Origin of the sequence: Amycolatopsis vancoresmycina (assembly GCF_000716785.1) — a bacterium.
Taxonomy (GTDB): domain Bacteria; phylum Actinomycetota; class Actinomycetes; order Mycobacteriales; family Pseudonocardiaceae; genus Amycolatopsis; species Amycolatopsis vancoresmycina.
Window position 1 is genome coordinate 396,333 of sequence record NZ_JNYY01000002.1, and the last position, 22,268, is coordinate 418,600.

Annotated in this window: 16 protein-coding genes; 11 read left to right on the top strand and 5 right to left on the bottom strand. The window is 70.7% G+C overall.

The window, feature by feature from the left end:
- Positions 1-83: 83 nt before the first annotated feature.
- Positions 84-3,449, bottom strand: coding sequence for an RICIN domain-containing protein (locus OO60_RS07410; protein ID WP_003098769.1), 3,366 nt, complete (start codon positions 3,447-3,449; stop codon positions 84-86).
- A 495-nt stretch (positions 3,450-3,944) separates the two neighbouring features.
- On the opposite strand from OO60_RS07410, the gene OO60_RS07415 reads away from it, so the two are divergent.
- Positions 3,945-4,523, top strand: a complete 579-nt coding sequence (locus OO60_RS07415; RefSeq protein ID WP_033261059.1) for a hypothetical protein — start codon at positions 3,945-3,947, stop codon at positions 4,521-4,523.
- 52 nt (positions 4,524-4,575) lie between these two features.
- On the opposite strand, the gene OO60_RS07420 is transcribed toward OO60_RS07415, so the two are convergent.
- Entirely contained in the window at positions 4,576-7,911 is a 3,336-nt protein-coding gene (locus tag OO60_RS07420) for an RICIN domain-containing protein (RefSeq protein WP_003098772.1), read from the bottom strand.
- 551 nt (positions 7,912-8,462) lie between these two features.
- On the opposite strand from OO60_RS07420, the gene OO60_RS07425 reads away from it, so the two are divergent.
- The gene (locus OO60_RS07425; protein ID WP_003098774.1) at positions 8,463-8,906 is read left to right on the top strand and encodes a hypothetical protein; all 444 of its coding nucleotides are present in this window, start codon (positions 8,463-8,465) and stop codon (positions 8,904-8,906) included.
- A gap of 56 nt (positions 8,907-8,962) precedes the next feature.
- On the opposite strand, the gene OO60_RS07430 is transcribed toward OO60_RS07425, so the two are convergent.
- Positions 8,963-11,617 (bottom strand): transglycosylase domain-containing protein, encoded by a 2,655-nt coding sequence (locus tag OO60_RS07430; protein WP_033261060.1) that lies wholly within the window; start codon positions 11,615-11,617, stop codon positions 8,963-8,965.
- Positions 11,618-11,684: 67 nt separating this feature from the next.
- Positions 11,685-12,080: a DUF5318 domain-containing protein gene (locus OO60_RS07435; RefSeq protein WP_003060924.1), complete on the bottom strand. Its 396-nt coding sequence runs from the start codon at positions 12,078-12,080 to the stop codon at positions 11,685-11,687.
- Positions 12,081-12,325: 245 nt separating this feature from the next.
- Here OO60_RS07435 and OO60_RS07440 point away from each other — a divergent pair, with 245 nt between their 5' ends.
- The 4 genes from OO60_RS07440 (at position 12,326) to OO60_RS07455 (ending at position 15,349) form a co-directional block, all read left to right on the top strand.
- Positions 12,326-12,928, top strand: coding sequence for a PadR family transcriptional regulator (locus tag OO60_RS07440; RefSeq protein WP_003060922.1), 603 nt, complete (start codon positions 12,326-12,328; stop codon positions 12,926-12,928).
- A gap of 13 nt (positions 12,929-12,941) precedes the next feature.
- The gene (locus OO60_RS07445) at positions 12,942-14,030 is read left to right on the top strand and encodes an inositol-3-phosphate synthase (RefSeq protein ID WP_003060920.1); all 1,089 of its coding nucleotides are present in this window, start codon (positions 12,942-12,944) and stop codon (positions 14,028-14,030) included.
- A gap of 102 nt (positions 14,031-14,132) precedes the next feature.
- The gene (locus OO60_RS07450; RefSeq protein ID WP_003060919.1) at positions 14,133-14,651 is read left to right on the top strand and encodes a SigE family RNA polymerase sigma factor; all 519 of its coding nucleotides are present in this window, start codon (positions 14,133-14,135) and stop codon (positions 14,649-14,651) included.
- Positions 14,648-15,349 (top strand): hypothetical protein, encoded by a 702-nt coding sequence (locus OO60_RS07455; protein ID WP_003060918.1) that lies wholly within the window; start codon positions 14,648-14,650, stop codon positions 15,347-15,349. Before OO60_RS07450 ends, OO60_RS07455 begins: the two co-directional genes overlap by 4 nt.
- Here the strand turns inward: OO60_RS07455 and OO60_RS07460 are convergent.
- Positions 15,342-15,980, bottom strand: a complete 639-nt coding sequence (locus tag OO60_RS07460) for an HAD family hydrolase (protein ID WP_033261061.1) — start codon at positions 15,978-15,980, stop codon at positions 15,342-15,344. The two genes, OO60_RS07455 and OO60_RS07460, sit on opposite strands and share 8 nt — an antisense overlap.
- 66 nt (positions 15,981-16,046) lie before the next feature.
- Here OO60_RS07460 and OO60_RS07465 point away from each other — a divergent pair, with 66 nt between their 5' ends.
- The 5 genes from OO60_RS07465 (at position 16,047) to OO60_RS07485 (ending at position 22,268) form a co-directional block, all read left to right on the top strand.
- Entirely contained in the window at positions 16,047-16,505 is a 459-nt protein-coding gene (locus OO60_RS07465) for a MarR family winged helix-turn-helix transcriptional regulator (protein WP_003060916.1), read from the top strand.
- Positions 16,495-17,712, top strand: coding sequence for an MFS transporter (locus tag OO60_RS07470; protein ID WP_003060914.1), 1,218 nt, complete (start codon positions 16,495-16,497; stop codon positions 17,710-17,712). The genes OO60_RS07465 and OO60_RS07470 overlap by 11 nt, the downstream gene beginning before the upstream one ends.
- A 109-nt stretch (positions 17,713-17,821) precedes the next feature.
- Positions 17,822-19,882 (top strand): PhoX family protein, encoded by a 2,061-nt coding sequence (locus OO60_RS07475; RefSeq protein ID WP_033261062.1) that lies wholly within the window; start codon positions 17,822-17,824, stop codon positions 19,880-19,882.
- Between the two features lie 86 nt (positions 19,883-19,968).
- Complete coding sequence (locus tag OO60_RS07480; protein ID WP_003060911.1) at positions 19,969-21,594, top strand: DUF7850 domain-containing protein; 1,626 nt, start codon at positions 19,969-19,971, stop codon at positions 21,592-21,594.
- Positions 21,591-22,268: an SDR family oxidoreductase gene (locus tag OO60_RS07485; protein ID WP_033261063.1), complete on the top strand. Its 678-nt coding sequence runs from the start codon at positions 21,591-21,593 to the stop codon at positions 22,266-22,268. The genes OO60_RS07480 and OO60_RS07485 overlap by 4 nt, the downstream gene beginning before the upstream one ends.

A 22,268-nucleotide genomic window follows, 5' to 3' on the forward strand; every position in this document is an offset into this window, starting at 1 on the left:
GGCGGAACTGGTTCACCGGAACCGGGCCCGGCAGGCGGGATGCCTGCCGGGCCCGGTCGATCAGGTGCCGATCAGCGGCCCGATCAGGGGGCGGTGCCCATGAACTTGCCCCACCACTGCGTGTCGTCGAGCACGTGGTCGCCGTCGAGGTCGAGCGCCCGCTGGGTCATCGGGGCGCCCTCCGTCTTCGCCGAGTCCTTGGGCCCGACGTAGAGCCCGCTCTTCATGTTGTGCAGCCCCTCGGACGTGAACGATTCGGTGTTCGTCAGGGTGCCGAAGCTCCACTGCTGAGCCGCGTCGTTCACGTCACAGGTCGCCTCGACGATGGCCGCCCCGCTGGCCGTGCTGCCACCGGCGACGGTGAGGCACAGGTGGCTGCCCCGGTCGACGATCTGCACGATGTGCGAAAGGCTGGTGCCGCTGCCCTCGGTGCGCAGCTCGTTGAGGTGCCAGTAGTTCGTCGTGAAGGCGTTGCACGCCCGCTGTTCCACGACGGCGCCGTTCGCCGGGGTGTTGCCCCGCAGCAGCAGGCACATCTTCGAACCGTCGTTGTGGAAGCTCGGGTTGTAGTCGCCCTGCTCGTCCTGGCCGTACGCCGGTTCGAGCGCGGCCGCGTCCCAGGCGACCTTCTCCGTGCCGTCGCCGGTCTGGTCGATCGTGCCGAGGTGCACCTTCGGCACGCCCTTGAACGGGAACACGCCGAGGTTCATCCAGCCGTTGGTGCTGGTCGACTGGGCCGCGCGGACCGCGACCGGGCCGTTGGCCGTGTCGATCGTGTAGGTCACCGTGCCGCCGTCGCTCATGTGCGCCGGGATGTGCACCTTGACCCTGGCCAGCCCGTCGATCGCGGTGAACGTCCAGGTGCCGGTGATCTGGGTCTTGCGGCCCTCGGCGTTGTCGGCGCGGGTGTGGCTGAACCAGAAGTGCGAGCCGTAGCCGCCGCCGAGCTGGTGCAGGTCGATCTTCGACGACTCGAACCCGTTCGCGTCCTTGGCGAACGCGAAGTCGAAGCTGCCGAAGCTCTTGCCGATCCCGTTGCAGTTCGGGTTCTGGATCGGCCTGGTCGCGTCCGGCACGTCGTCGACGGTCAGCGCGTCACCGGACAGCCCGAGCGTGTTGCAGGCGGGCGGGTAGCTGGTCCCGTTCGCCGGTTCCGCCGCGAAGTCCGGGTAGTCGTAGCGGATGAACTCGTGCCCGCACTCGTTGTCGCAGTCGGACTTGTAGTTCAGCGCGGTGTGCACCCAGCACTTGAGGTCGTACTGGCCCGCGCTGTTCGTGTGCGCGCACGGACCGGCCGGCTCGCCGGCGACCTCGGGGGCGTTCGGCGTGTGCGAGGAACCCCAGTCACACGCGTTGTCCCCGGTGCAGAACAGCTGCGGTGCCGGGACCGCCGCCGCCCGGTAGCCCTCGGTGTTCCACCAGGCCGCGCGGAAGAACGGCACCTCGACGCCCGGCGCCTCGAACCCGCTCGGCGGGTACGTGGCGAAGCCGAGCACCTTCTCCTCGTACGGCCACTGCTGCGGGTGCGCGAAGTCGTGCGGGTCGCTGCCGAACGGGTGGCGGGCCGGGTTGTAGCGCGGGTTGGCCGGGTTGTTCAGCCAGCCCAGCCCGTACGCGCCGTTCGTGCCCGCCTCGCCCGGGTTGTGGTAGCCCGAGTTGTACGCCCAGGTGGCGTAGAACCAGTTCTCGATCTTCGCCGGGTCATTGTTGTTGACCTTCATCCCGACGCTCTGCATCAGGTTCCACTTGGAAACGAGGATCCGCAGGCCGGCGGCGACGTTCGCGGCGTAGTCGGTGCCCGCCGCGATCTGCTGGTTCGCCGGCAGCAGCGTCTCACCGGGCTTGGCGTGCCCGGCCAGCCGCATGCCGTCGGTGATCTGCGAGACGCCGTAACCGCAGTCGGCGTCGTCCCAGTGGATGTCCCAGTCGTTGCTCGCGTCGGCGTCGTAGATGTCGAGCCCGTAGTAGTTGCCGATCAGCGCGTTGCCGGTCTCGCCGGGCAGCGCGTACCGGCTGGCCTGCCACAGGTTCGACTCCTGGCCGAGGATGCCGAGCATGATCTGCGCCGGCACCTCACCGCCGGTCGACAGCGCCACCGGCGGGAACATGCCCTGCGGGGTGTAGGCGCTGATTCCGTTGCCGTTCCAGTTCGCCGGCCGCGACGCGAAGAGGTGACCCTTGACCGCCATGTCGGCCGCCCACTCCACCTGCTTCGGCTTCGGCTGGTACACCTGCACGCCGGTGTTGTTGCGCGGCACCGAACACGTCCGGGCCGGGTCGGTCGTGTCGCTCCAGCGCGGCTTCGGGGTTGAACCGGGGTTGAAGCTGAAGCCGAGCGCCTTACCGGTCTTCGTGCTCTGGCTCTGGATGTGCACCTGCTCCGGCACGGCCGGGTCCGCGTTGGTGATCTGCGTCTGGGTGCGGGTCACCGCGGCCTCGCCGAGGGTGGAGACCTCGCTGGTCGCGGGCGTGTCCAGCTTCCGCACCTGCGCGGGCAGCGCGGCGAGCGTGTCCGCCTTGCCGGTGATGAACACCCGGCCGGCCGCCCCGCTCGCGACGTCGAGCGCGCCGAACTTGCCGCTGGCCAGTGCCGTGACACCGGCCCCGGGCGCCACCCGGAAGACGCGGGCCTTGTCCTTGTCGCGGTCCATGAACACGACCCCGCCCGCTGAGTCGGCGCGGACGCCGAACGGCACGCCGCCGGTGTCCTTGACCAGCCGGGTCCGGCTGCCGTTGTCGCCGACCTTCAGCAGGCCGAGCCGGTCCGCCACGACGAACCCGCCCGCGGTGGGCGTCGCCGAGGTGACCTGGCCGGCGAGCTCCGTGCGCGGGCTCAGCTTCCCGGTCGCGGCGTCGACGACGAGCACCCCGGTCTTGCCGAGGTCCTCGTCGGCTTCCTGGGTCAGCGCGGCGGTTTCCCCGGCGCCGCACCCCGGGTTGTAGTACGCGAGCGACGTGCGCACCGGCAGGTTGGTGATCGCGCCGGTGGTGAGGTCGACGACCGCGGTGAGACCGCCGCGGCCGGTCAGCGCCTCCTTGTTGGTGAACCGGCGGGGCGCGTAGACGACGACGGCCCGCTGGCCGGAGCCGGTCACGCAGGCGTTGCCGATCCACTGGTCGACGTCGGCGTTCGGCTTGCCGAGCGTGGCGGCGGTCCGCCAGGTGTAGCCGGTCTTGGCCTCGGCCACCAGGACGTGGAACCCGGAGGCGTCGCTGCTGGTGGTCCAGAGCCGGTCGCCGGAGCGCTGCCAGCCCTGTCCGAGCAGTTCGTCGCGCTTGCCGGGGTCGACGGCGGGTGGGTCGGCGGGGGGTGCCGGCGTGGCGTTCGCCTGCACCGCGCCCGGCGGCAGCGTGGGGACCGCGTCGGGGTCGGCCGCGGCGGTCATCGCCGGGGCCAGGGTGAGGAAGGCCAGCGCCGCGACCGCGGCCTTCGGCCAGCTTCGTCTCATTTCTTCCCTCTCTCGCACGCCGGGCGCGCCGAATTCACCGGTCGCCGGGGAAACCGGCGTGCGAAATCCTTTTGAATACGCGAACGACGAATTAAGGAAAGCGTTATCCGGCGGAGCGGCTGACGGCTCGACGCGGAACGGCGCACGAGGGCGGCGAAGGCAGGACTGTGAACACGATTCTCCCCCGGGTACTGCTGTGACGCCGGCGCCTCCCCGTGCTCCGGCGGTCGTGGCCTGGGCAAACACCCCGGCGCACTCGATCATCAAAGCTCTCCGGGTTCGGCTCGCGCCAGCCGCCATTCGGGTGCAATATCGGACAAAACGCCCACGCGCTGTAGCGGCTTCACGTGCCTTTTGCCGTGGGTGGGGTATCTGGCGCCGAGCGCTCTGCTCCATTGGAAGCAATCCTTTTTTCCGCCTTGATCACCGGGTGCGATTCGGGCACTCTTCGAACCGGCGGAGTTTCTCCGCCATTCATTTCTGAGAGGGGTAACAATGGCTGGAACACGTCTTGCTGCGGTGCTCGCGGCGACCGTGCTGTCCTTGCTCGGCGGTGCGGTTTCCGCGGGGGCGGCGCAGACCCACCCGGACTTCCGCGCGGACGCCGTGGCGGCGGGGCTGACCGCCGACCAGGCCGCGGCGCTGCAGGCGAAGGCGGACACCTACCTCGCCTCGGTGGGCGGCAAGCAGATCGCGCCGAACAAGATCGACCTGGACGGCAACGCCACGATCGTGCTCACCGTGCCGGGCGAGACGAAGGCGCGGAACCTGAAGACGGCGAACACCGCGGCCGACTGGGACCCGTGCTTCTACGGCGAGCAGCACGCCAAGGACGGCTACTTCTGCGCCTACAGCCAGGAGTGGTACATGGGCGACGTGATCGAGGCGTACAACTGCGCCCGCTACTCCCTGCCGAACTGGACCGGCACGGGTTCGTGGATCAACGCCCAGACGCCGGGCACGCGTGCCCGTTTCTACGGCCAGTCCGGCAACCTGCTCTTCACGACTCCGGCCCCCGACAGCTTTGACGAGTCGTACTACTGGGGTCCGGTGTGGAGCATCCGGAACTGCTGACGCCGTAACGGAAAACGGGCCCTCCGCGCACCCGCGCGGAGGGCCCGTTCTGCTACTGCAGCGGAACTTGCTGCGTGTACGCCTTCCAGTACTGCGTGGTGATGTTGCCGCCGTAGTCACAGGTGGACTGGACCACCGGGCTGGTCCCGTTGGGGTTCGCGTTCCCGAGGGAGAGGCACTTGCCGGTCTTCAGGTTGATCACGAGCTGCCGTTGGGTCCCGGTGGCCGGCGTGGGCTGCGGCGGCAACGTCCAGATCTGGTTGTTGTCGCCTGCCACGCAGGACCCCAGCACGACCGGAGCCCCGTCGTCCGTGCGCCCGTCGGCCACCTGCAGGCACTGTCCCGCCAAGCGGTCCTGCAGGATGTAGCCCCGCGCCTGCGTCGAGTCGGGCAGGTTGATCACGACCTTGGCGTCGACCTCGTTCCAGTACCCGTAGCCCCACGACTTGCTGCAGGACCGGAACTCGGTCGGCGTACCCGGCTTGGTCACGTTGCCCTTGAGCCCGAGGCACGCGTAGTTGCCGTCGGGACCGGAGGACTCGTTGACGATCATCGGGGTGTACCCCGGCCCGTCGGGCACCGAGTCGATGGCCATGGCGTCGAACGCGACCGCGTCGAGGCCGTTCGCCCCGGCCGTGATCGTGTTCAGGTGCACCTTCGGCTGGCCGTAGAACGGGAACGCCCCGAGGGGGACCCATTCGTCGTGGTGGTCGGCCTGGCGCACCGGCACGTTCACCGGGCCGTTGGCCGTGTCGACGACGTACACCACGGCCGCGTCCGCGAGGTGGGACGGGATGTAGACCATCAACCTGGCCAGCCCGTCGACGCTCGGGAACGTCCAGTTGCCGATCAGCTGCGTCTTGTGGCCCTCGTCGGTGTCGGAACGGGTGTGCCCGTACCAGTAGTGGGCGCCGTAGCCGCCGCCGACCTGGTGCAGGTCGACCTTGGACGCCGAACCCGGGTAGCTGAACGAGAAGTCACTCCCCGCCATGTTCGCGTGGATCCCCCGGCACGGCCGCACCGGCGGCGTCTGGGTGGTGACGTCGTCGATGACCCCGGCCGTGGCGACGATCCCGTTGTGGCTCGGGTTGCTGTCGTTGTTGTCGCACCGCGGCGGGTAACTGGCGCCGTCGGCGGGCTTGCCGACGCCCGGGTCGTACCGGACGAACTCGAAGCCGCAGGTGGCACTGCAGTCCGTCTTCCAGGTCGCCGCGGTCTTGACCCAGCACCGCAGGTCGAGCTTGCCCGCCGAGTCCCGGTGCAGGCAGGGCCCGGGCAGCTCACCCGGCACGTCGGGCTGGACCGCGGTGCCCCAGGAGCAGTTGTTGTCCGCGGTGCAGAAGGTCTGCGGTGCGGGCCGCGCGGTCCGGCGGTTGTAGTTCGCCGTGCCCGGTGTGGTGTCCGGTCCGCTCGCGCCGTTCCAGGTCGCCGCCCGGAAGAACGGCTCCGGCTGGTTGGGGCCTTCGTAGCCCGACGGCGGACTGGTCGCGAAGCCGAGCACCTTCTCCGGGTACGGCCACCGCTCGGGGTGGGCGAAGTCCGACGGCTTGGTGCCGAAGTTCGCCCGGTCCGCCTGGTAGCGCGGGTTCGCCGGGTTGTTGAGCCAGCCGAGGCCGACGACGCCCGCGTCGTCCGGCTTGGTCCCGTCGTGCAGCCCCGAGTTGTAGGCCCAGGTCGCGTAGAACCAGTTCTCGATGCGCATCGGGTCGTTGTTGTTCAGCGTCATGCCCCGCGCCTGGAGCTGGCGCCACTTGTCCAGCAGGATCTGCAGGCCGGAGTTGACGTTGGTGATGTACTGGGTGCCGATCGCGCGCTGTTCGGTGGCCGGCCTGGCGTCGTCCGGGGTGCCCGGCTTCGGGTGCCCGGCGAGCCGCATGCCGTCCGTCGTCTGGGTGACGCCGTAGCCGCAGTCGGCACTGTCCCAGCGGATGTCCCAGTCGTTGCTGGGGTTGTCGTCGTAGATCTCCAGGCCGTAGTAGTTGCCCACCAGCGGGTTGCCGTACTCGCCCGCCCAGATGTTCCGCGCGGCCTGCCAGAGGTTGGACTCCTGGCCGAGCACGCCCAGCAGGATCTGCGCGGGGATCTTGTCGCCCACGCTGCGCGCACCGGTCACCGCGTTGTCCGCGGCCCACTCCACCTCGCGCGGGGTGGGCTGGTAGACCTGCGTGCCCGGGTCGTTGCGCGGCACCGAGCAGACGCGGTCGGCGTCGACCGTGTCGTTCCAGCGCGGCTTGAGCGTGTCGCCGGGGTCGACGCCGAAGCCGAACGTCTTGCCCGTGCGCAGGCTGCGGGTGGCGATGTGCACCGGACGCGGCCGGTGCGGGTCGCTCGCGGCCTTCGTGCCCGGCTTGACCGGGGCGAGGGCCACGTCGGTGATCGCCGTCTGGCCCAGCGACGAGACTTCGGCGTCCGACGGCACGTCGAGCTTGGCGACCGCGCCGGGCAGGGTGCCCAGCTTGGCCGGCGTGCCCGTGACGAACACCTTGCCGCCGGTGCCCGAAGCGACGCCGACCGAGCCGAGCGGGCCGCTGGCCAGCGTGGGCGCGTCCTGGCGGGCCTGCCGGGACGAGGGCGCGCGCCGGACCCGGCTGTCGTTGCCCGCGAGGTCCATGAACACGACGCCGCCCTGGGCGTCGGCGCGGACGTTGAACGGGACACCGCCGGTGCCGGCGACGAGCCGCTGCTTGGTCCCGTCGGTGCCGACCTTCAGCAGGCCCGCGGTGTCGGCGACGACGAACCCGCCGTCGACCGGGGTGGCCGACGTCGTCTGCCCGTTCAGTTCGGTGCGGGCGCCGAGCGTGCCGGTCGTGGTGTCCACCGTGACGACACCGGTCTTCGGGATCCGGTCGCCGCCTTCCTGCGTCAGCGCGGCGGTTTCCCCGGTGCCGCAACCCGGGTTGTAGTACGACAGCGTCGTGCGGATCGGCAGCTTCGTCACCGCCCCGGTGACGAGGTCGACGACGGCGGTGAGGCCGCCGCGGGAGGTGAGGTCCTCCTTGTTGGTGAAGGTGCGGGGCGCGTAGACGATCACGGCGCGCCGGCCCGACCCGGTGACGCAGCCGTGGCCGATCCACTGGTCGGTCTCGAGGCCGGTCACCGTCAGGTCGGCGATCGTGCGCCAGCTGTAGCCCGTCTTCGCTTCGGCCGTCAGGACGTGCAGGCCTTCCGCGTCGCCGGTGGTGGTCCAGAGCCGGTCGCCGGACGCCTGCCAGCCCTGGCCGAGCAGCTCGTCCCGCTTCGCGGCCGCGACGACGGGGGGATCGTCGGCGGGAACCGCTTGTCTTTCCTGGGTTGTCTGCTCGGCGGCGGCCGGGGTGGCCGTCACCGCCGGCACCAAGGTGAGGAAGGCCAGCGCACCGAGCGCAGCCTTCCGCCAGCTGGATCTCATCTCTTCTCTTTCCTGCGCGCAGGAATGGCCGAAAGATTTCGGGCACGGGGATTTCCGGCGCGCGAAAACCGTGGTTTGCCGAATGGCGGAAAAAAATGCGTGCTACGCCAACTGCACTAGGACGCGCGGGAATGGGTGCCCGATGGGCGTGGTCGGGAAAGGCGGCAGCCGAAGATCGACGTCATGAGGAAACCTCACAGCCTGGTGGCGCCGATGCCTCCCCTTGCTCGGCCACGATCATCAGCGCGAACTCGTGGCAGACAACATCAAACTTCGCGCTACCGGCGGCGCCAAGCCGCCATTCGGGTGGAACCCACGGCGGGGCCGGGTGCCTGGTGAAGCGCTTTCCTGTCGGTTTTGTGGCTTTTGCCGCTTTGCCTCGAGCCTTCGGCCGAGGTGCCGGGCCGCGCCGGTGTGGATCTCCGACCGTGATGGCCTATTGGTGGAACGGCGGTGATCGTGGTTTGCTGCTGGCGGGGAGGGTTCTGGCGGCTCGTGCTGCGCTTCCCTCATTCACTGGTACTCAGGAATTGAGGATTGAATTGTCTTCATTGCGAAAGCTTGGCGCGTGCGCGGCGGTCGTCGCGGCCTCCGCGTCGCTGCTGGTCGGGGTGTCCGGGGTGGCTTCGGCGTCGGCGGCCGACTGCGCGCACGGCGCCAACGGGTTCGTCGACATCCCGGACGACCTCGAGGGCACCGTCGTGGCCAACTCGCCGGGGCGCAGCCTCACCGTCGAGGTCGGCATCGTCCAGGGCGTCAAGCGCGGGTGGGCCAGGGCCCACGGCAGCGAAGCCGCGCTCGGGCCGGGCGACTCGGTCTGGATGGACTGGTCGCAGGACGGCGGCCGGACGTGGCTGCAGTGCGGCCCGTTCGGCACGTCGACCTACAAGTGGTCACTCACCTCGGCCGCCAAGGCCACCAACCCGAGCCCGAACTGGCGCTTCCGCGGCGGCGCCTACTTCAACGGCGTCATGACGCTCACGCCGTGGTACTGACGCACGCCCGGTAACGGCAAAGGCCCCGCACTCGCGAAGAGTGCGGGGCCCCCGCGTCAGCCGGTTTCCGAGCCCGGTGGCCGGGCGAACCCGTCACCGCCGGGCAGCGGCGGGGTGGGCCCGCCCGTGCCCGGGCCCGGCCGCGACCGGGTCGGCTTGGTCGACGGCGTCTCGGTCTCGGTGTTCGGCTCCGTGCTCGGCTGGCTCGGCGTCGTGGTCGGCGTCTCGGACGGCGTCGGCGTTTCGGACGGCTTCGAGGCCGTCGTGGTCACGTCGTTGACGTCCTTGCCGATCGGCTCGACCTTGTCGAACTTCTCCGGCGGGGTCCCGTCCAGGTACTCCTTCATGAACTGTTCCCAGATGGGACCCGGGTAGTTGCTACCGAAGATCGGCTGGTTCTTGTTGTCGTGCAGCGGCTGGTTGCCGTCGCCGCCGACCCAGGCCGCGGCCGCGACCGACGGCGTGTAGCCGACCATCCACGTCTGCGCGTTGCGGTTCGCGTAGTTCGCCGGATCGCCGTTCTGCACGTCGTACTGCTGCGTACCGGTCTTGCCCGCGCACTGGTGGCCGGCCGGGCAGTTCAGGTGCGAGTGGGTGATGACCGGGCCGAGGGCCGTGGTCACGTTGCCCGCGATCTGCGCGGTCTTCTGCGCGTCGCTGTCGAACGCCGGTGTGGCCTGGTACTTGCTCTCGTCGAACTCGACTTCGTCCTGGGCGTTGGTCAGCTTGGCGACGAAGTGGGCGTCCCGGCGCATGCCGCCGCTGGCGAAGGTGGCGTACCCGGCGGCCATGGCCTCCGGCGTGGCCCGGGTGGCGCCACCGCCGAGCGCGATGTTGATGTCCTGGCTCATCTCCGGTGACGTCGGCACGCCCGCCTCGTTGGCGGCCTGCGCCACGCGCGCGGGCTTCGTCACGTTGAGCACCATGTCGTAGAACACGGTGTTCGCGGAGATCTCCATCGCGTGGGCCACCGTGCACTCCGCGGTGCAGCTGGCGCTGTCACCCGCGTTGCGCAGCGGGGTCTTGCGGCCGGGGAACATCCGGTTGTTCGTGCCGTCGAAGGTGTCGCCGAGGCCCTTGCCCATCTTGAGGTACGCGGTGAGGTCGAACGCCTTGAACGACGAGCCCGGGTTCTGCCGCACGTTGGCCCAGTCCTCGGCGACCTTGTCGTTGCCCTTGTCGTCCTTCACCGTGTCCGGGCCGCCGTAGTACGCCAGGACGCCGCCGGTCTTCGGGTTCACCGCGACCAGCGAACCCAGGAGCTTGTCGTCGCTCTGGCCCTTCATCTTGTTCGTGACCGCGTCCTCGGCCGCCTTCTGGGCCTTGGGGTCGATGGTGGTGTAGACCTTGGCGCCGGTCGAGTGCAGCCGGGCGCTGTCGTAGCCGTCGGCGGCCAGCTCTTCGTCGATCCGCTGCTGGATGTGGTACGGCATGGACTGGCCGGTGTCCTTGGCCGCCTTCGGGACCGGCGTCGGGAACTGCGCGGCCGAACGCTCGTCGGCGCGCAGCCACTTGTTGGCCACCATCTGGTCCATCACGTAGTTCCAGCGCCGCGTGGCGTAGTCCTGGTTCTCCGACTTGCTCGGCCCCTGGATCAGCCCGGCGAGCAGCGCGGCTTCGGACGCGCTGAGGTCCTTGGTGTCCTTGTTGAAGTACGCCTTCGCGGCCGCCTGGATGCCGTTCGCCCCGCGTCCGAAGTAGACGATGTTCAGGTAGCCCGTGATGATCTCTTCCTTGGACTCCTGGTTGTTCATCTTGAACGACTTGGCCAGCTCGGTCCACTTCCGGCTGAGGCTCGGGGCGTCGTTTTCGGTGGCCTTCTTGATGTACTGCTGGGAGATGGTCGACCCACCGCCCTGGCCGCCGGTCGCCTGGTTGTAGACCGCGCGCAGGATGCCGGTGACGTCGAAGCCGGAGTTCGTCTCGAACGTCGCGTCCTCGGCCGAGTACACGGCGTGCTTCACGGTGTCGGGGATGTCGCCCGGCTTGAGCAGCTGGCGGTCACCACCCTTCGGAAGGGACCGGCCCATCACCGTCTTGCCGTCGGCGTAGTAGTAGGTGACCGGCTGGCTCTGCAGCGCCGCGACGCTCTCCGGCGTCGGCACGTCGACCATGAAGTACGTGATCACGAACGCGATCGCCGGCACGACGAAGAAGACGCCGACGCAGGCGTAGGCGACTCGCCGGATGATCTTCCAGCGGCGCTTCTTCCGCTGCGCCGGGGAAAGGACCGGCCGGCCCTTCTCGTCCAGCTCGCGCTGGGGCTCGACGTCGTCGGCGAACTCGTCGAACCGCCGGTCGTCGTCGTAGGAGTCGTACGCGTCTTCGGTCCCGTTGTGCGCGTGGTGGGTGATGAGATCCGGCTCACGTTCGGTTCCCGGCTCGGGACGGCGACCGCCCGGCGGTGGCTGCCGGAAGCCCTGTGGCGGCGAGCCGGGCGGGCCGCCGGGACGGCGTCCGGGCGGCGGCTGACGGCGGGCGCCGCCGGGCGGCGTCTGCGGACGTCGTGCCTGGTCGTTGGGCCACTGCGGGCCACCTTCGTCACCGGCGGGCCAGGCGGGCCCGGACTGCCGCGCGCCACCGCGAGCCGGGTTGGCTCGCCGGGCCGGTTCACCGGGCCACGCCGGTCCCGCGTCTTCGCCCGGCCACTGGGCACGGCGAGGTGCGTCTGGCTCCTGGTTCGGCCAGGAGCGGTTGTGGTCGTCGGTCACGGACGGTCCTCCCGGATCAGTACCCGCAGGGGCACTGACCTGCGCGTTGCGTTGGTCGTACGGTGGCTCACCGGCCTGCGGTCCTTCGCGGACCCGCCGGTTCCCCTGTGCCCAGGACGTATGACCGGACCAAGTGGTTCCAATGGCACGCCCGGCACACTTCGACGTCGTACACGGTGAACTCCGCGAACGAGCCCGCCATCCTGGCCAGCTCCTCCGGGGTCCGCGCCGAGCCCGCGACGTGCTTGAGCTCGTCACCGTAGACCCAGGACACCAGGGTCAGGGGCTCCTGGCGGCAGATCGGGCAGGGTTGGTCACCGGCCCGGCCGTGGAACTTCGCCGCTCGCAGCAGGTACGGGCTCGCGTCGCAGGCTTCGTAGCTGCCGACGCGCCCGGAGCGGACTTCGGCCAGCAGCGCACGGCGCTGCAGCGCGTAGTCCACGACCTGCCGCTGGTTAATCACGAGGACAGAGTACGGGCTCTTCCTGTGGCGTCCACGCCCCCTAGCGGCACCAGGCCGCGGACCGGGGCGGACACGCCGGACGTTCGATAACTCTCCGGTGAATTTCGCCCTCGACGGGTACCCGGTCGGGGTTAGCTTCGCCACTTCGATGTATCGGCGCGATATAGTGGCTGAGTAGGTTGGATCGAGGCGCTCGTTCGGAGCAACGCGGGTCGTCTCGGTTTGTTCCCGGAAGGGGGTGCGCTGTGCTGGAGTTCGCGATCCTCGGTCTTCTGCACGAAGCGCCCATGCACGGGTACGTGCTGCGCAAGCGGCTGCACGAGACGCTCGGCACGTTCCGGACGTTCTCGTACGGCTCGCTGTACCCGACCCTGCGGAAGCTGCTGCGGGCCGGGTACCTGGTCGAAGAGCTGGACGAGGCCGACGACCGGGCGTGGTCGCGGCGCGGACGGCGGGTCTACAAGCTCACCGCGGAGGGCAAGGAGCGCTTCGGCGAGCTGCTCGGCGACGCCGGGCCGCAGACCTGGGACGACGAAGGCTTCGGCGTCCACCTGGCCTTCTTCTCGCGGACCCCGGCCGACGTGCGGTTGCGGATCCTCGAGGGCCGCCGCCGTCGCGTCGAGGAACGCCGTGAGGGCATGCGGGCGGCGCTGGCCAGGGCCGAGGAGAAGATCGATCGCTACACCCGCGAGCTGCACCGGCTGGGGCTGGAGACCAGCGAGCGGGAGGTGCGCTGGCTCAACGAGCTGATCGCGCACGAACAAGCCGAACGGCAGGGTCCGCCGGACCCCGGCCGGCCGGCCGGGCCGCAGCGTCGCGGCACCAGACCTACTGAACAGACGGATTGAAGGAGAAACCCCCATGGGCGAGAACCGCCGCGTACGGGTGGCCATCGTGGGCGTCGGCAACTGCGCGGCGTCGCTGGTCCAGGGTGTCCAGTACTACCGCGACGCGGACCCGGCCACCCGCGTCCCCGGTCTGATGCACGTCGACTTCGGCGGCTACCACGTCCGCGACATCGAGTTCGTCGCCGCGTTCGACGTGGACGCCAAGAAGGTCAGCCGCGACCTGTCCGAGGCGATCTTCGCCTCGGAGAACAACACCATCAAGATCGCCGACGTGCCGCCGCTGGGCGTCACGGTCCAGCGCGGCCACACCCACGACGGCCTCGGCCGCTTCTACCGCGAGACGATCGAGGAGTCCGACGAGACCCCGGTCGACATCGTCGCCGCCCTCCGTGAGGCGCAGGCCGACGTGCTCGTGTCGTACCTGCCGGTGGGCTCCGAGGTGGCGGACAAGTTCTACGCACAGGCCGCGATCGACGCCGGCGTGGCGTTCGTCAACGCGCTGCCGGTGTTCATCGCCTCCGACCCCGAGTGGGCCAAGAAGTTCGAAGACGCCGGTGTCCCGATCGTCGGCGACGACATCAAGTCCCAGGTCGGCGCGACCATCACGCACCGCGTGCTGGCGAAGCTGTTCGAGGACCGCGGCGTCCAGCTCGACCGGACGATGCAGCTCAACGTGGGCGGGAACATGGACTTCCTGAACATGAAGGAGCTGGAGCGGCTCGAGTCGAAGAAGATCTCCAAGACCCAGTCCGTGACGTCGCAGGTCGACCGCGAGCTCGGCAAGGGCAACGTCCACATCGGACCGTCGGACTACGTGCAGTGGCTCGACGACCGCAAGTGGGCCTACGTCCGGCTCGAGGGCCGCGCGTTCGGCGACGTGCCGCTGAACCTGGAGTACAAGCTCGAGGTCTGGGACTCCCCGAACTCGGCGGGCATCATCATCGACGCGGTCCGCGCGGCGAAGATCGCGAAGGACCGCGGCATCGGCGGCCCGATCCTGTCGGCGTCCTCCTACTTCATGAAGTCGCCGCCGGAGCAGTACGACGACGCCACCGCGCGTGACGCCGTGGAGAAGTTCATCCGCGGCGAGGTCGAGCGGTAGAGCTGGTCTCGCGAAAGGCCGTCACCCCTGGTGACGGCCTTTTTCGCGTGCTGCACTAAACCGGTGGGGCGGGGCGGGCGTTGGCGTCGCGTGAGCGCGAGCGTGGGTGAAAGCGCACCGGGGGACCTGGGCGCACCGACCTTCCACGACCTGTTCCGCGAGCACTTCGGCCGGCTGACGCGGCTGGCCCACCTGCTCGGCGCGGACGACCCGGAGAACGTGGTGCAGGAGGCGTTCGTCAAGCTCCACCAGCGCTGGGACACCCTCGCGGACCACGAGAGGGTGGCGGGTTACCTCCGCACGACCGTGGTGAACATGTCCCGCTCCCGGACCCGGCACCTGAAGGTGGTCCGGCGGGCCCCGCAGGAGCGGCCACCGGACGAACCGTCGGCCGAGGTCACGGCTCTGGCCGGCTGGGAGCACCGGCGGCTGCGCGCGGTGCTGGTCAAGCTGCCGCGGCGCCAGCGCGAGGTCCTCGTGCTGCGGTACTGGCTGGACCTGAGCACGGCGGCCATCGCGGAGACGCTGGGCATCTCCGTGGGCACGGTGAAGGCGACCGCGCACCACGCGATCGCGAACCTGCGCAAGCACTGGGGGGACGAGCCGGGAGGTGAGGGATGACCGAACTCGAACGCAAGCTGGCCGAGACGTTGCGGGCGCAGGCCGGGGAGGTCACGCCGAACCTGGACGCGGCTTGGGTGGAGCAGCAGCGGAGGCAGCGCCGGCCGCGCCACCGGCGGTCCACGGTGGTGATCGCGCCCCTGGCGGCGGCGCTGGTGTTGCTGACCAGCGTGCTCCTGGCCACCCTGCTGAACACGGCCAAGGCGCCGACGGTGACACCCGCCGAGGAGCTGGTGCTCGCCAAGCCGGAGCACTTGCCGATGGCGGAGCTGCTCCTGATGAGCTCGCCCGTGGCCCTCACCGAGTTCGCCGGCCAATCCGACCGCTGGCGTGGGTGGGCCTTCTCGGCGGAGCGGAGGCGGGAACCCGGCAGGCCACTGTTCTGCGTGGCCGCCTTGCCCGCGGACCAGCCGTTCGACGGCGCCGCCGCCCAGTCCGGGATGTCCCCGCAGTGCGTTCCGTTCGCGCCGGCCGACGGCAAGGCGGTCTTGGCCGGGTACGCCGGCGAACCCGTCGGGCCGCTGCCGCCGGGCAAAGCGGTCTACCTGCTCAGCGCTCCGGCGAACCAGCTGCGGCTCTACGACGCCCACGGAGACCTCAGCCAGGGTCAGTGGGTGGGCCGGCTGGCGAATTCCTACCAGGTGTTCCTGGCCGGCGTGACCCCCGGCTCACCGCCGGTGCGCGCCGACGTCAGCTGAGCCCCAGCGCCCTCGGCAGGTCGGTGATCTTCTCCACCACCGCCGTGGCCTGCCCCAGCACCGCCGGATCCGGCGGGAAGTGCGGGTTCGGCACCGCATACACCGCCATCCCCGCCGCCAGCGCCGACCGCAGCCCGTTCGTCGTGTCCTCCACCGCCGCGCAGTCCGGCGGCGCCACGCCCAGCAGCTCGGCGGCCCGCAGGTAGACGTCCGGCGCCGGCTTCCCGGCCCCGACCTGCTCGGACGACACCGCCGCGCCCACCGGCAGGCCCGTCACGTCCAGGAACCCCTTGATCAGGATCACCGGCGACGAGCTGGCGATCGCCACCGGCCACCGCGCCGAGACCTGCCGCACGACCTCCACCGCGCCCGGGATCAACGGCGGCTCCGCCGCGTAGCGGGCCGCCATGCGCTTGACGACGAGCGTCGCGATCTCCAGTGGCGACAGCTGCGCGCCCAGCTCCTCCACCAGGTAGCGGGCCCACTCGGGCGTGCTCATCCCCTGCTGGGCCCGCGTCGCTTCCTCGCGCCAGGTGCCGCCGTGCTCGGCGACGACCGCGCGCCGCACTTCGTCCCAGATCCGCTCGGAGTCCACCAGCACGCCGTCGAGGTCGAAGATCACCGCTTCCATGCGTCGAGCCTAGCCTGCGAGAGGAGTTACTTAGCTACCCTTACTAATTTTTGTTAGCCTAGCTAAGTGACTTCCGCGATCACCGATCTCGCCCACCGGCTCCGGCCGCTGGTCTTCCGGCTGTACCACCAGGTGCGCCGGCAGACGCCGCAGCTGTCGCTGACCCTCACCCAGGGGTCGGTGCTGAGCGAGCTGGTCAACGGCGGGCCGCGCCGGATGAGCGCGCTGGCCGAGTTCGAGCAGGTCAAGCTGCCGTCGATGACCGACGTCGTCGGGCGGCTCGAACGGCTCGGCCTCGCCACCCGGCGCCCGGATCCCGCCGACGGGCGGGCCGTGCTCGTGGACGTCACCGACGAAGGCCGTCGCTTCTACGCCGAGACGGTGGCTGCCCGCGAAGAGTTCCTTCGCGAACGGCTCATCGCCATGGACGACGCCGACCGCGCAGCGATCGAAGCCGCCCTCCCGGCCCTCGCCAAGCTTCTGGTCGACACCAAAAAGGAGGAACTGATCAGCGATGAGCGCTGAGCACCACTCGAGCCTGCTGGACGCCGTCAAGGGCCAGCCCAAGCAGGTTTGGATCACCGCGTTCGCCGCGGTCATCGCCTTCATGGGGATCGGGCTGGTCGACCCGATCCTGCTGTCCATCGCCAAGGGCCTGGACGCGACGCCGTCCCAGGTCACCCTGCTCTTCTCGTCCTACCTCGGCGTCCAGGTCGTCGCCATGCTGGTCACCGGCGCGGCGAGCGCCCGCTTCGGCGCCAAGCGGACCGTCCTGGCCGGGCTGGCGCTGATCGTCGTGGCCACCGCGCTGTGTTCGGCCGCCGGGTCGATCGAGCAGCTCGTCGGGCTGCGCGCGGTCTGGGGCCTCGGCAACGCCTTCTTCATCGCGACGGCCTTGTCGGTGATCGTCGGCGCCGCCACCGGCGGCCAGTCCGGCGCGATCCTGCTCTACGAGGCCGCCCTCGGGGTCGGCCTGTCGGTCGGGCCGCTGTTGGGTGCCCTGCTCGGCAGCATCTCGTGGCGCGGCCCGTTCCTCGGCACCGCGATCCTGATGGCCGGCGCCCTCGTGCTGTGCGCGGTGTTCCTCAAGAGCGACAAGCACGAGCAGCGGGCGCCGATCAAGCTGCTCGACCCGCTGCGCGCGCTGAAGCACACAGGCCTGCTGCGGACGTCGGTCGCGTCCGCGCTGTACACCGCCGCGTTCTTCGCGGTGCTCGCCTGGTCGCCGTTCGTCCTCGGCTGGAGCGCCATCGCCGTCGGCCTCGTGTTCTGCGGCTGGGGTCTCTGCGTCGCCGTCGCCGGGGTCGCCCTCGCGCCGCGGCTCGCCGCCCGGCTCGGCGAACGGCATGCCGCCGCGGCCGCCGTCTTCGGGTACGCCGTGCTGATGCTGGTCCTCGCCGTGCCGAGCAAGCCGGTGCTGGTCGCCGGGATCATCGTCTCCGGGCTGGTGTCCGGCCTGCTGAACACCCTGTTCACCGGCACCGCGATGGCGATCAGCGACGCGCCGCGCCCGGTCGCCAGCGCGGGCTACAACTTCTGCCGCTGGCTCGGTGGCGCCGTCGCCGCGACGCTCGTCGGGCACGTCGCGGAGTGGTTCGGGTCGCCGCAGGCGCCGTTCATCGCCTCGGCCGTGCTGTGCGTCGTCGCGGGTGCGCTGCTCTCGCTGCGGGAGAAGACGGCGGACCCGCACACCGTGCCGCGGGAAGCGGTGCTCGTCGGCGAAGAGTTCTGACGGGTCCGTTCGGGGTAGCAGTACACCTGCTGTTCAGCTGAATGTCTGGAATGGCTGGTTTTGGGAGCTTAGGTTCGGTCCGTCCCCGAACTCCCACCATGGAGGCGAAGTGCCCGACCGCCTGCTCCCGCTGCTGCCCACCCACCCGGGCGGCCGTTCCCCGGTCACCTGCGAGTACCGCTGCGGCAACGCGTGCGCCCACCCCGAGGCGAACGAATCCGCCAACGAGTACTTCGGTGACGTCGTGAAGGACATCTCCCGCCGTCGCGTCTTCAAGGCGGGCGCGGTGATGGCCGCCGCCGCGGGTGGGTTCAACGCGTTGTCCGGCACCGCGGCGGCGGCACCGCTGCAGAAGCCGCGGCCGCCGCGGCCGGTGCCCGGCACCGACTTCGACCCGGTCCCGCCGAACAAGCTCGACCAGGTCAGCGTGCCCGATGGCTACGCGCAGCGGGTCGTCGTCCGGTGGGGCGACCCGGTCGTCCCGGGCGCGCCGAAGTTCGACTTCGCCAAGCAGACCGCGGCCGCCCAGGCCAAGCAGTTCGGCTACAACAACGACTTCGTCGGCCTGATCCCGCAGGACCCGCTGGGCCTGACCAACCTGCTCGTGGTCAACCACGAGTACACGACCGAGGTCCACATGTTCCCGGCCGGCCAGTACGACCCGGCGAACCCGACCGAGGAGCAGGTCAAGACCGCCTGGGCGGCGCACGGCCTGTCGGTCCTGCTGACCCGCCGTGACCCGGTCCGCGGCGGCCTCGAGGTGGTCCCGAGCCGGTACGGCCGCCGGATCACCCTCGACACGGTCTTCGAGGTCCGCGGCCCGGCCGCCGGGTCGAAGTTCCTCAAGACGTCGGCCGACCCGAGTGGGCGCAAGGTCCGCGGCACGCAGAACAACTGCTCCGGCGGCGTGACGCCGTGGGGCACGGTGCTCTCCGGCGAGGAGAACTTCGACCAGTACTTCGCGAACGCCGACCAGGTCACCGACCCGGTCGTGGCGGCGCGGCTCAAGCGCTACACCGTCGGCACCGGCACCAGCACCCGCAAGTGGGAGCGGTTCGACAAGCGCTGGGACGTCTCGCGGGAACCGAACGAGCCGAACCGGTTCGGCTGGGTCGTCGAAATCGACCCGAACGACCCGGACTCGACGCCGGTCAAGCACACCGCCCTCGGCCGCTTCAAGCACGAAGCCGCGAACATCAAGATCACCGCCGACGGCCACGTCGCCGTCTACTCCGGCGACGACAGCCGGTTCGAGTACATCTACAAGTTCGTGTCGAAGGGCAAGTACAAGCCCGGCCACAGCGCGCACGCCCGCCGCCACAACTCGGCCCTGCTCGACGAGGGCACGCTGTACGTCGCCCGCTTCACCGGCGACAGCCCGGGCGAGATCGACGGCACCGGCAAGCTCCCGGCCGACGGCCAGTTCGACGGCACCGGCGAATGGATCCCGCTGGTCAGCGGCGACAAGTCGTTCGTCGAGGGGTTCACCGCCGAAGAGGTCTACGTCTTCACCCGCCAGGCGGCGGACAAGGTGGCCGCCACGAAGATGGACCGGCCGGAGGACATCGAGCCGAACCCGGTCAACGGTCGGATCTACGCGGCGCTGACCAACAACACCGACCGCGGCGCGGCGGGCAAGGCCGGCGCCGACGAGGTCAACCCGCGCAACGGCAACAAGAACGGCCACGTCCTGGAGTGGGAGGAGGACCGCGGCGACGCGGCGTCGACCCGCTTCTCCTGGCGGCTGCTGCTGGTCTGCGGCGACCCCAAGGCGGCGGACACCTACTTCGGCGGCTTCCCGAAGGACCAGGTCAGCCCGATCTCCTGCCCGGACAACGTCGCGTTCGACCGGCACGGCAACCTCTGGGTCGCCACCGACGGCAACGCGCTCGGCGCGAACGACGGCCTGTTCTCGGTGCCGGTCACCGGCCCGGAGCGCGGCCACGTCAAGCAGTTCCTGTCGGTGCCGGTCGGCGCCGAGACGTGCGGCCCGGTCGTGACCGACGACCTGGTGCTCGTCGCGGTCCAGCACCCGGGCGAGAACGCGGCGAGCTCGGCGAACCCGACGTCGCACTGGCCCGACGGCGGCACCGCGCAGCCGCGGCCGGCCATCGTTTCGGTGTGGAAGACGGGCCGCTTCGGGCGCCCGGGACGCATCGGCGAACGCTGAGGCAGAGGCCCGCACCGGTGATGTTCACTCTTAAGTGGACGGTTGTCGGCCGGTGCGGGCCGGGGCCACGCGCCATAGTCGAAGGCATGGTCCGTTCGGCGCGCGTGGTGGCAGTGGCGGTGGTGGTGCTCGGTGCGGCGGTCGTGCCCGCGTCCGCCGACGAGCCGCCGCCGTCGTGCGGCGGGGTGGCGGCCAACCCGAGCGTCGAGGAGACGGCCCGCAACGGCGCGCCCGACGGGTACGTCTTCGCCCCGGCCGCGCCGGTCCCGCCCGGGACACCGGCGGCCAAGGCGCCGAGGCTGCTGACCGAGCAGGCGTACGCCGTCGACGGGCAGCGCGCGGCCGTCATCCAGACGCCGGACGGCAAGACGAGCACCGCCTACCAGACCGAGCGGTTCGTCCCCGGCGGCGTCTACACGCTCAGCGTCTGGACCGCCGCGAACGCGCCGCGCTACGCACCCGCCACCGGCCTGCGGTTCTTCGACGCGTCCGGCACGCAGGTGCAGGAGACCAAGCTGGTCGCCGACCACTACGCCCGCGACGGGGACCTGGCCCGGCAGGACTTCCCGGCGGCGACGGCGCCGGCGAAGGCGGCCGCGGTGAAGTTCTTCGCCGCGACCACCCTCGACCGGCTGCACTGGGACTGCGTCGACCTCCAGCTCGCGGCGTACACGGTGAAGAAGGAAGTGCAGAACCCGGCGACGGGCGCGTGGGGCTCGTTCGCGACGGTCACCGCGGGCGAGACCGCGCACTACCGCGTCACGGTGACGAACGAGGGCACGCAGGAGCTCACCGGGATCACCGTGGCCGACCCGTGGTGCACCGGGACGTTCGAGCCGTTCGCGCTGGCCGCGGGCGCGAACCGGCAGCTGACCTGCGACCACCCGGGCCTCACGGTGGCCGACGACAAGCACGTGAACACGGCGAAGGTCACCGGCGTCCACTACCCGGGCGGCACGCTCGGCGACAAGACGGCGTCGGCGACGATCACCGTGCTGCCGCCGCCGTCCGTCGCGAAGATCGGCGACTTCGCCTGGGCGGACCGCAACCGCGACGGGATCCAGGACCCGGACGAGCCCGGCGTCGCGGGCGTCAAGGTGACGCTGAAGGACGGCGCGGGCGGCACGGTCGCCACCACGACCACGGACGACAAGGGCCACTACGGCTTCGAGAAGCTGAAGGACGGCACCTACCAGGTCTGTTTCGCCGTCCCGGACGGCTTCGCGGTGACCCGCCAGGACGTCGGCACCGAAGACCGCGATTCGGACGCGGACGCCGGCGGCTGCACCGCGCCGCGCACGGTCGGCGGCCCGTCCCACCAGGACTTCGCGGCCGACATCGGCCTGGTCACGCCGACGAACCGGATCGGCGACCTCGCCTGGGCCGACACGAACGGCAACGGCCTGCAGGACGCCGGCGAGCCCGGCCTCGCCGGCGTCAAGGTGGTGCTGAAGGACAAGGCGGGCAAGGAGCTGGCGAGCGTGGTCACCGGCGCGGGTGGCACCTACGGCTTCGACGGCCTGGAGGACGGCACGTACCAGGTGTGCTTCACAGCGGACGGCCACCACCCGACCGCCCGCGACACCGGCGACGACGCCCGCGACTCCGACGCGGACCCGGCGTCCGGCTGCGCGGACCCGCGGACGCTCGGCCAGGACCAGCGCGAAGACCGCACGGTGGACGCCGGGTTCGCCGCTACGGTGGGGGCATGACGGATCTTCCCCTCGCCCTGGTGACCGGCGCGTCCCGCGGCATCGGCGCGGCGGTCGCCCACCAGCTGGCCCCGACCCACCGTGTCCTCCTCGGCGGCCGCGACGCCGACGCGCTGGCCGCGCTGGCGAAGGAGCTCCCGGGCGCGCAGCCGTGGCCGGTGGAGCTGACGGACCCGGCGTCACTGGCGGCCGCGGTGGCGGACATCCCGTCCCTGGACGTCCTGGTCCACTCGGCGGGCGTCGCACGCCTGGGCCGCATCGAGGACGCGTCGTCGGCGGCGTGGCGGGACAACTTCGAGGTCAACACCCTGGCGGTGGTCGAGCTGACCCGCCTGCTCCTGCCGGCCCTGCGCACAGCGGGCGGCCACGTGGTGGTGATCAACTCGGGCGCGGGCCGCAACGCCCGCCCGGGCTGGTCCCCGTACGCGGCGAGCAAGTTCGCGGTCCGCGCGTTCGCCGACGCCCTGCGCGAGGAGGAGCCGCAGATCCGCGTGACCTCGGTCTACCCGGGCCGCACGGACACGGAGATGCAGCAGGAGATCTTCGCGGGCGAGGGCCGCGAGTACGACACCGCGCACCTGCTGAAGGCGGACTCGGTGGCCACCGCGGTGGTGACGGCGGTGTCAGCCACCCCGGACAGCCACCAGACGGAGATCATCCTCCGCCCGCGTTAG

Bases quoted from the DNA above. Each gene is read 5' to 3' on its own strand.
- OO60_RS07410 (WP_003098769.1), bottom strand. From the start codon at position 3,449: ATGAGACGAAGCTGGCCGAAGGCCGCGGTCGCGGCGCTGGCCTTCCTC.
- OO60_RS07415 (WP_033261059.1), top strand. From the start codon at position 3,945: ATGGCTGGAACACGTCTTGCTGCGGTGCTCGCGGCGACCGTGCTGTCC.
- OO60_RS07420 (WP_003098772.1), bottom strand. From the start codon at position 7,911: ATGAGATCCAGCTGGCGGAAGGCTGCGCTCGGTGCGCTGGCCTTCCTC.
- OO60_RS07445 (WP_003060920.1), top strand. From the start codon at position 12,942: ATGGGCGAGAACCGCCGCGTACGGGTGGCCATCGTGGGCGTCGGCAAC.
- OO60_RS07455 (WP_003060918.1), top strand. From the start codon at position 14,648: ATGACCGAACTCGAACGCAAGCTGGCCGAGACGTTGCGGGCGCAGGCC.
- OO60_RS07460 (WP_033261061.1), bottom strand. From the start codon at position 15,980: ATGGAAGCGGTGATCTTCGACCTCGACGGCGTGCTGGTGGACTCCGAG.
- OO60_RS07470 (WP_003060914.1), top strand. From the start codon at position 16,495: ATGAGCGCTGAGCACCACTCGAGCCTGCTGGACGCCGTCAAGGGCCAG.
- OO60_RS07480 (WP_003060911.1), top strand. From the start codon at position 19,969: ATGGTCCGTTCGGCGCGCGTGGTGGCAGTGGCGGTGGTGGTGCTCGGT.
- OO60_RS07485 (WP_033261063.1), top strand. From the start codon at position 21,591: ATGACGGATCTTCCCCTCGCCCTGGTGACCGGCGCGTCCCGCGGCATC.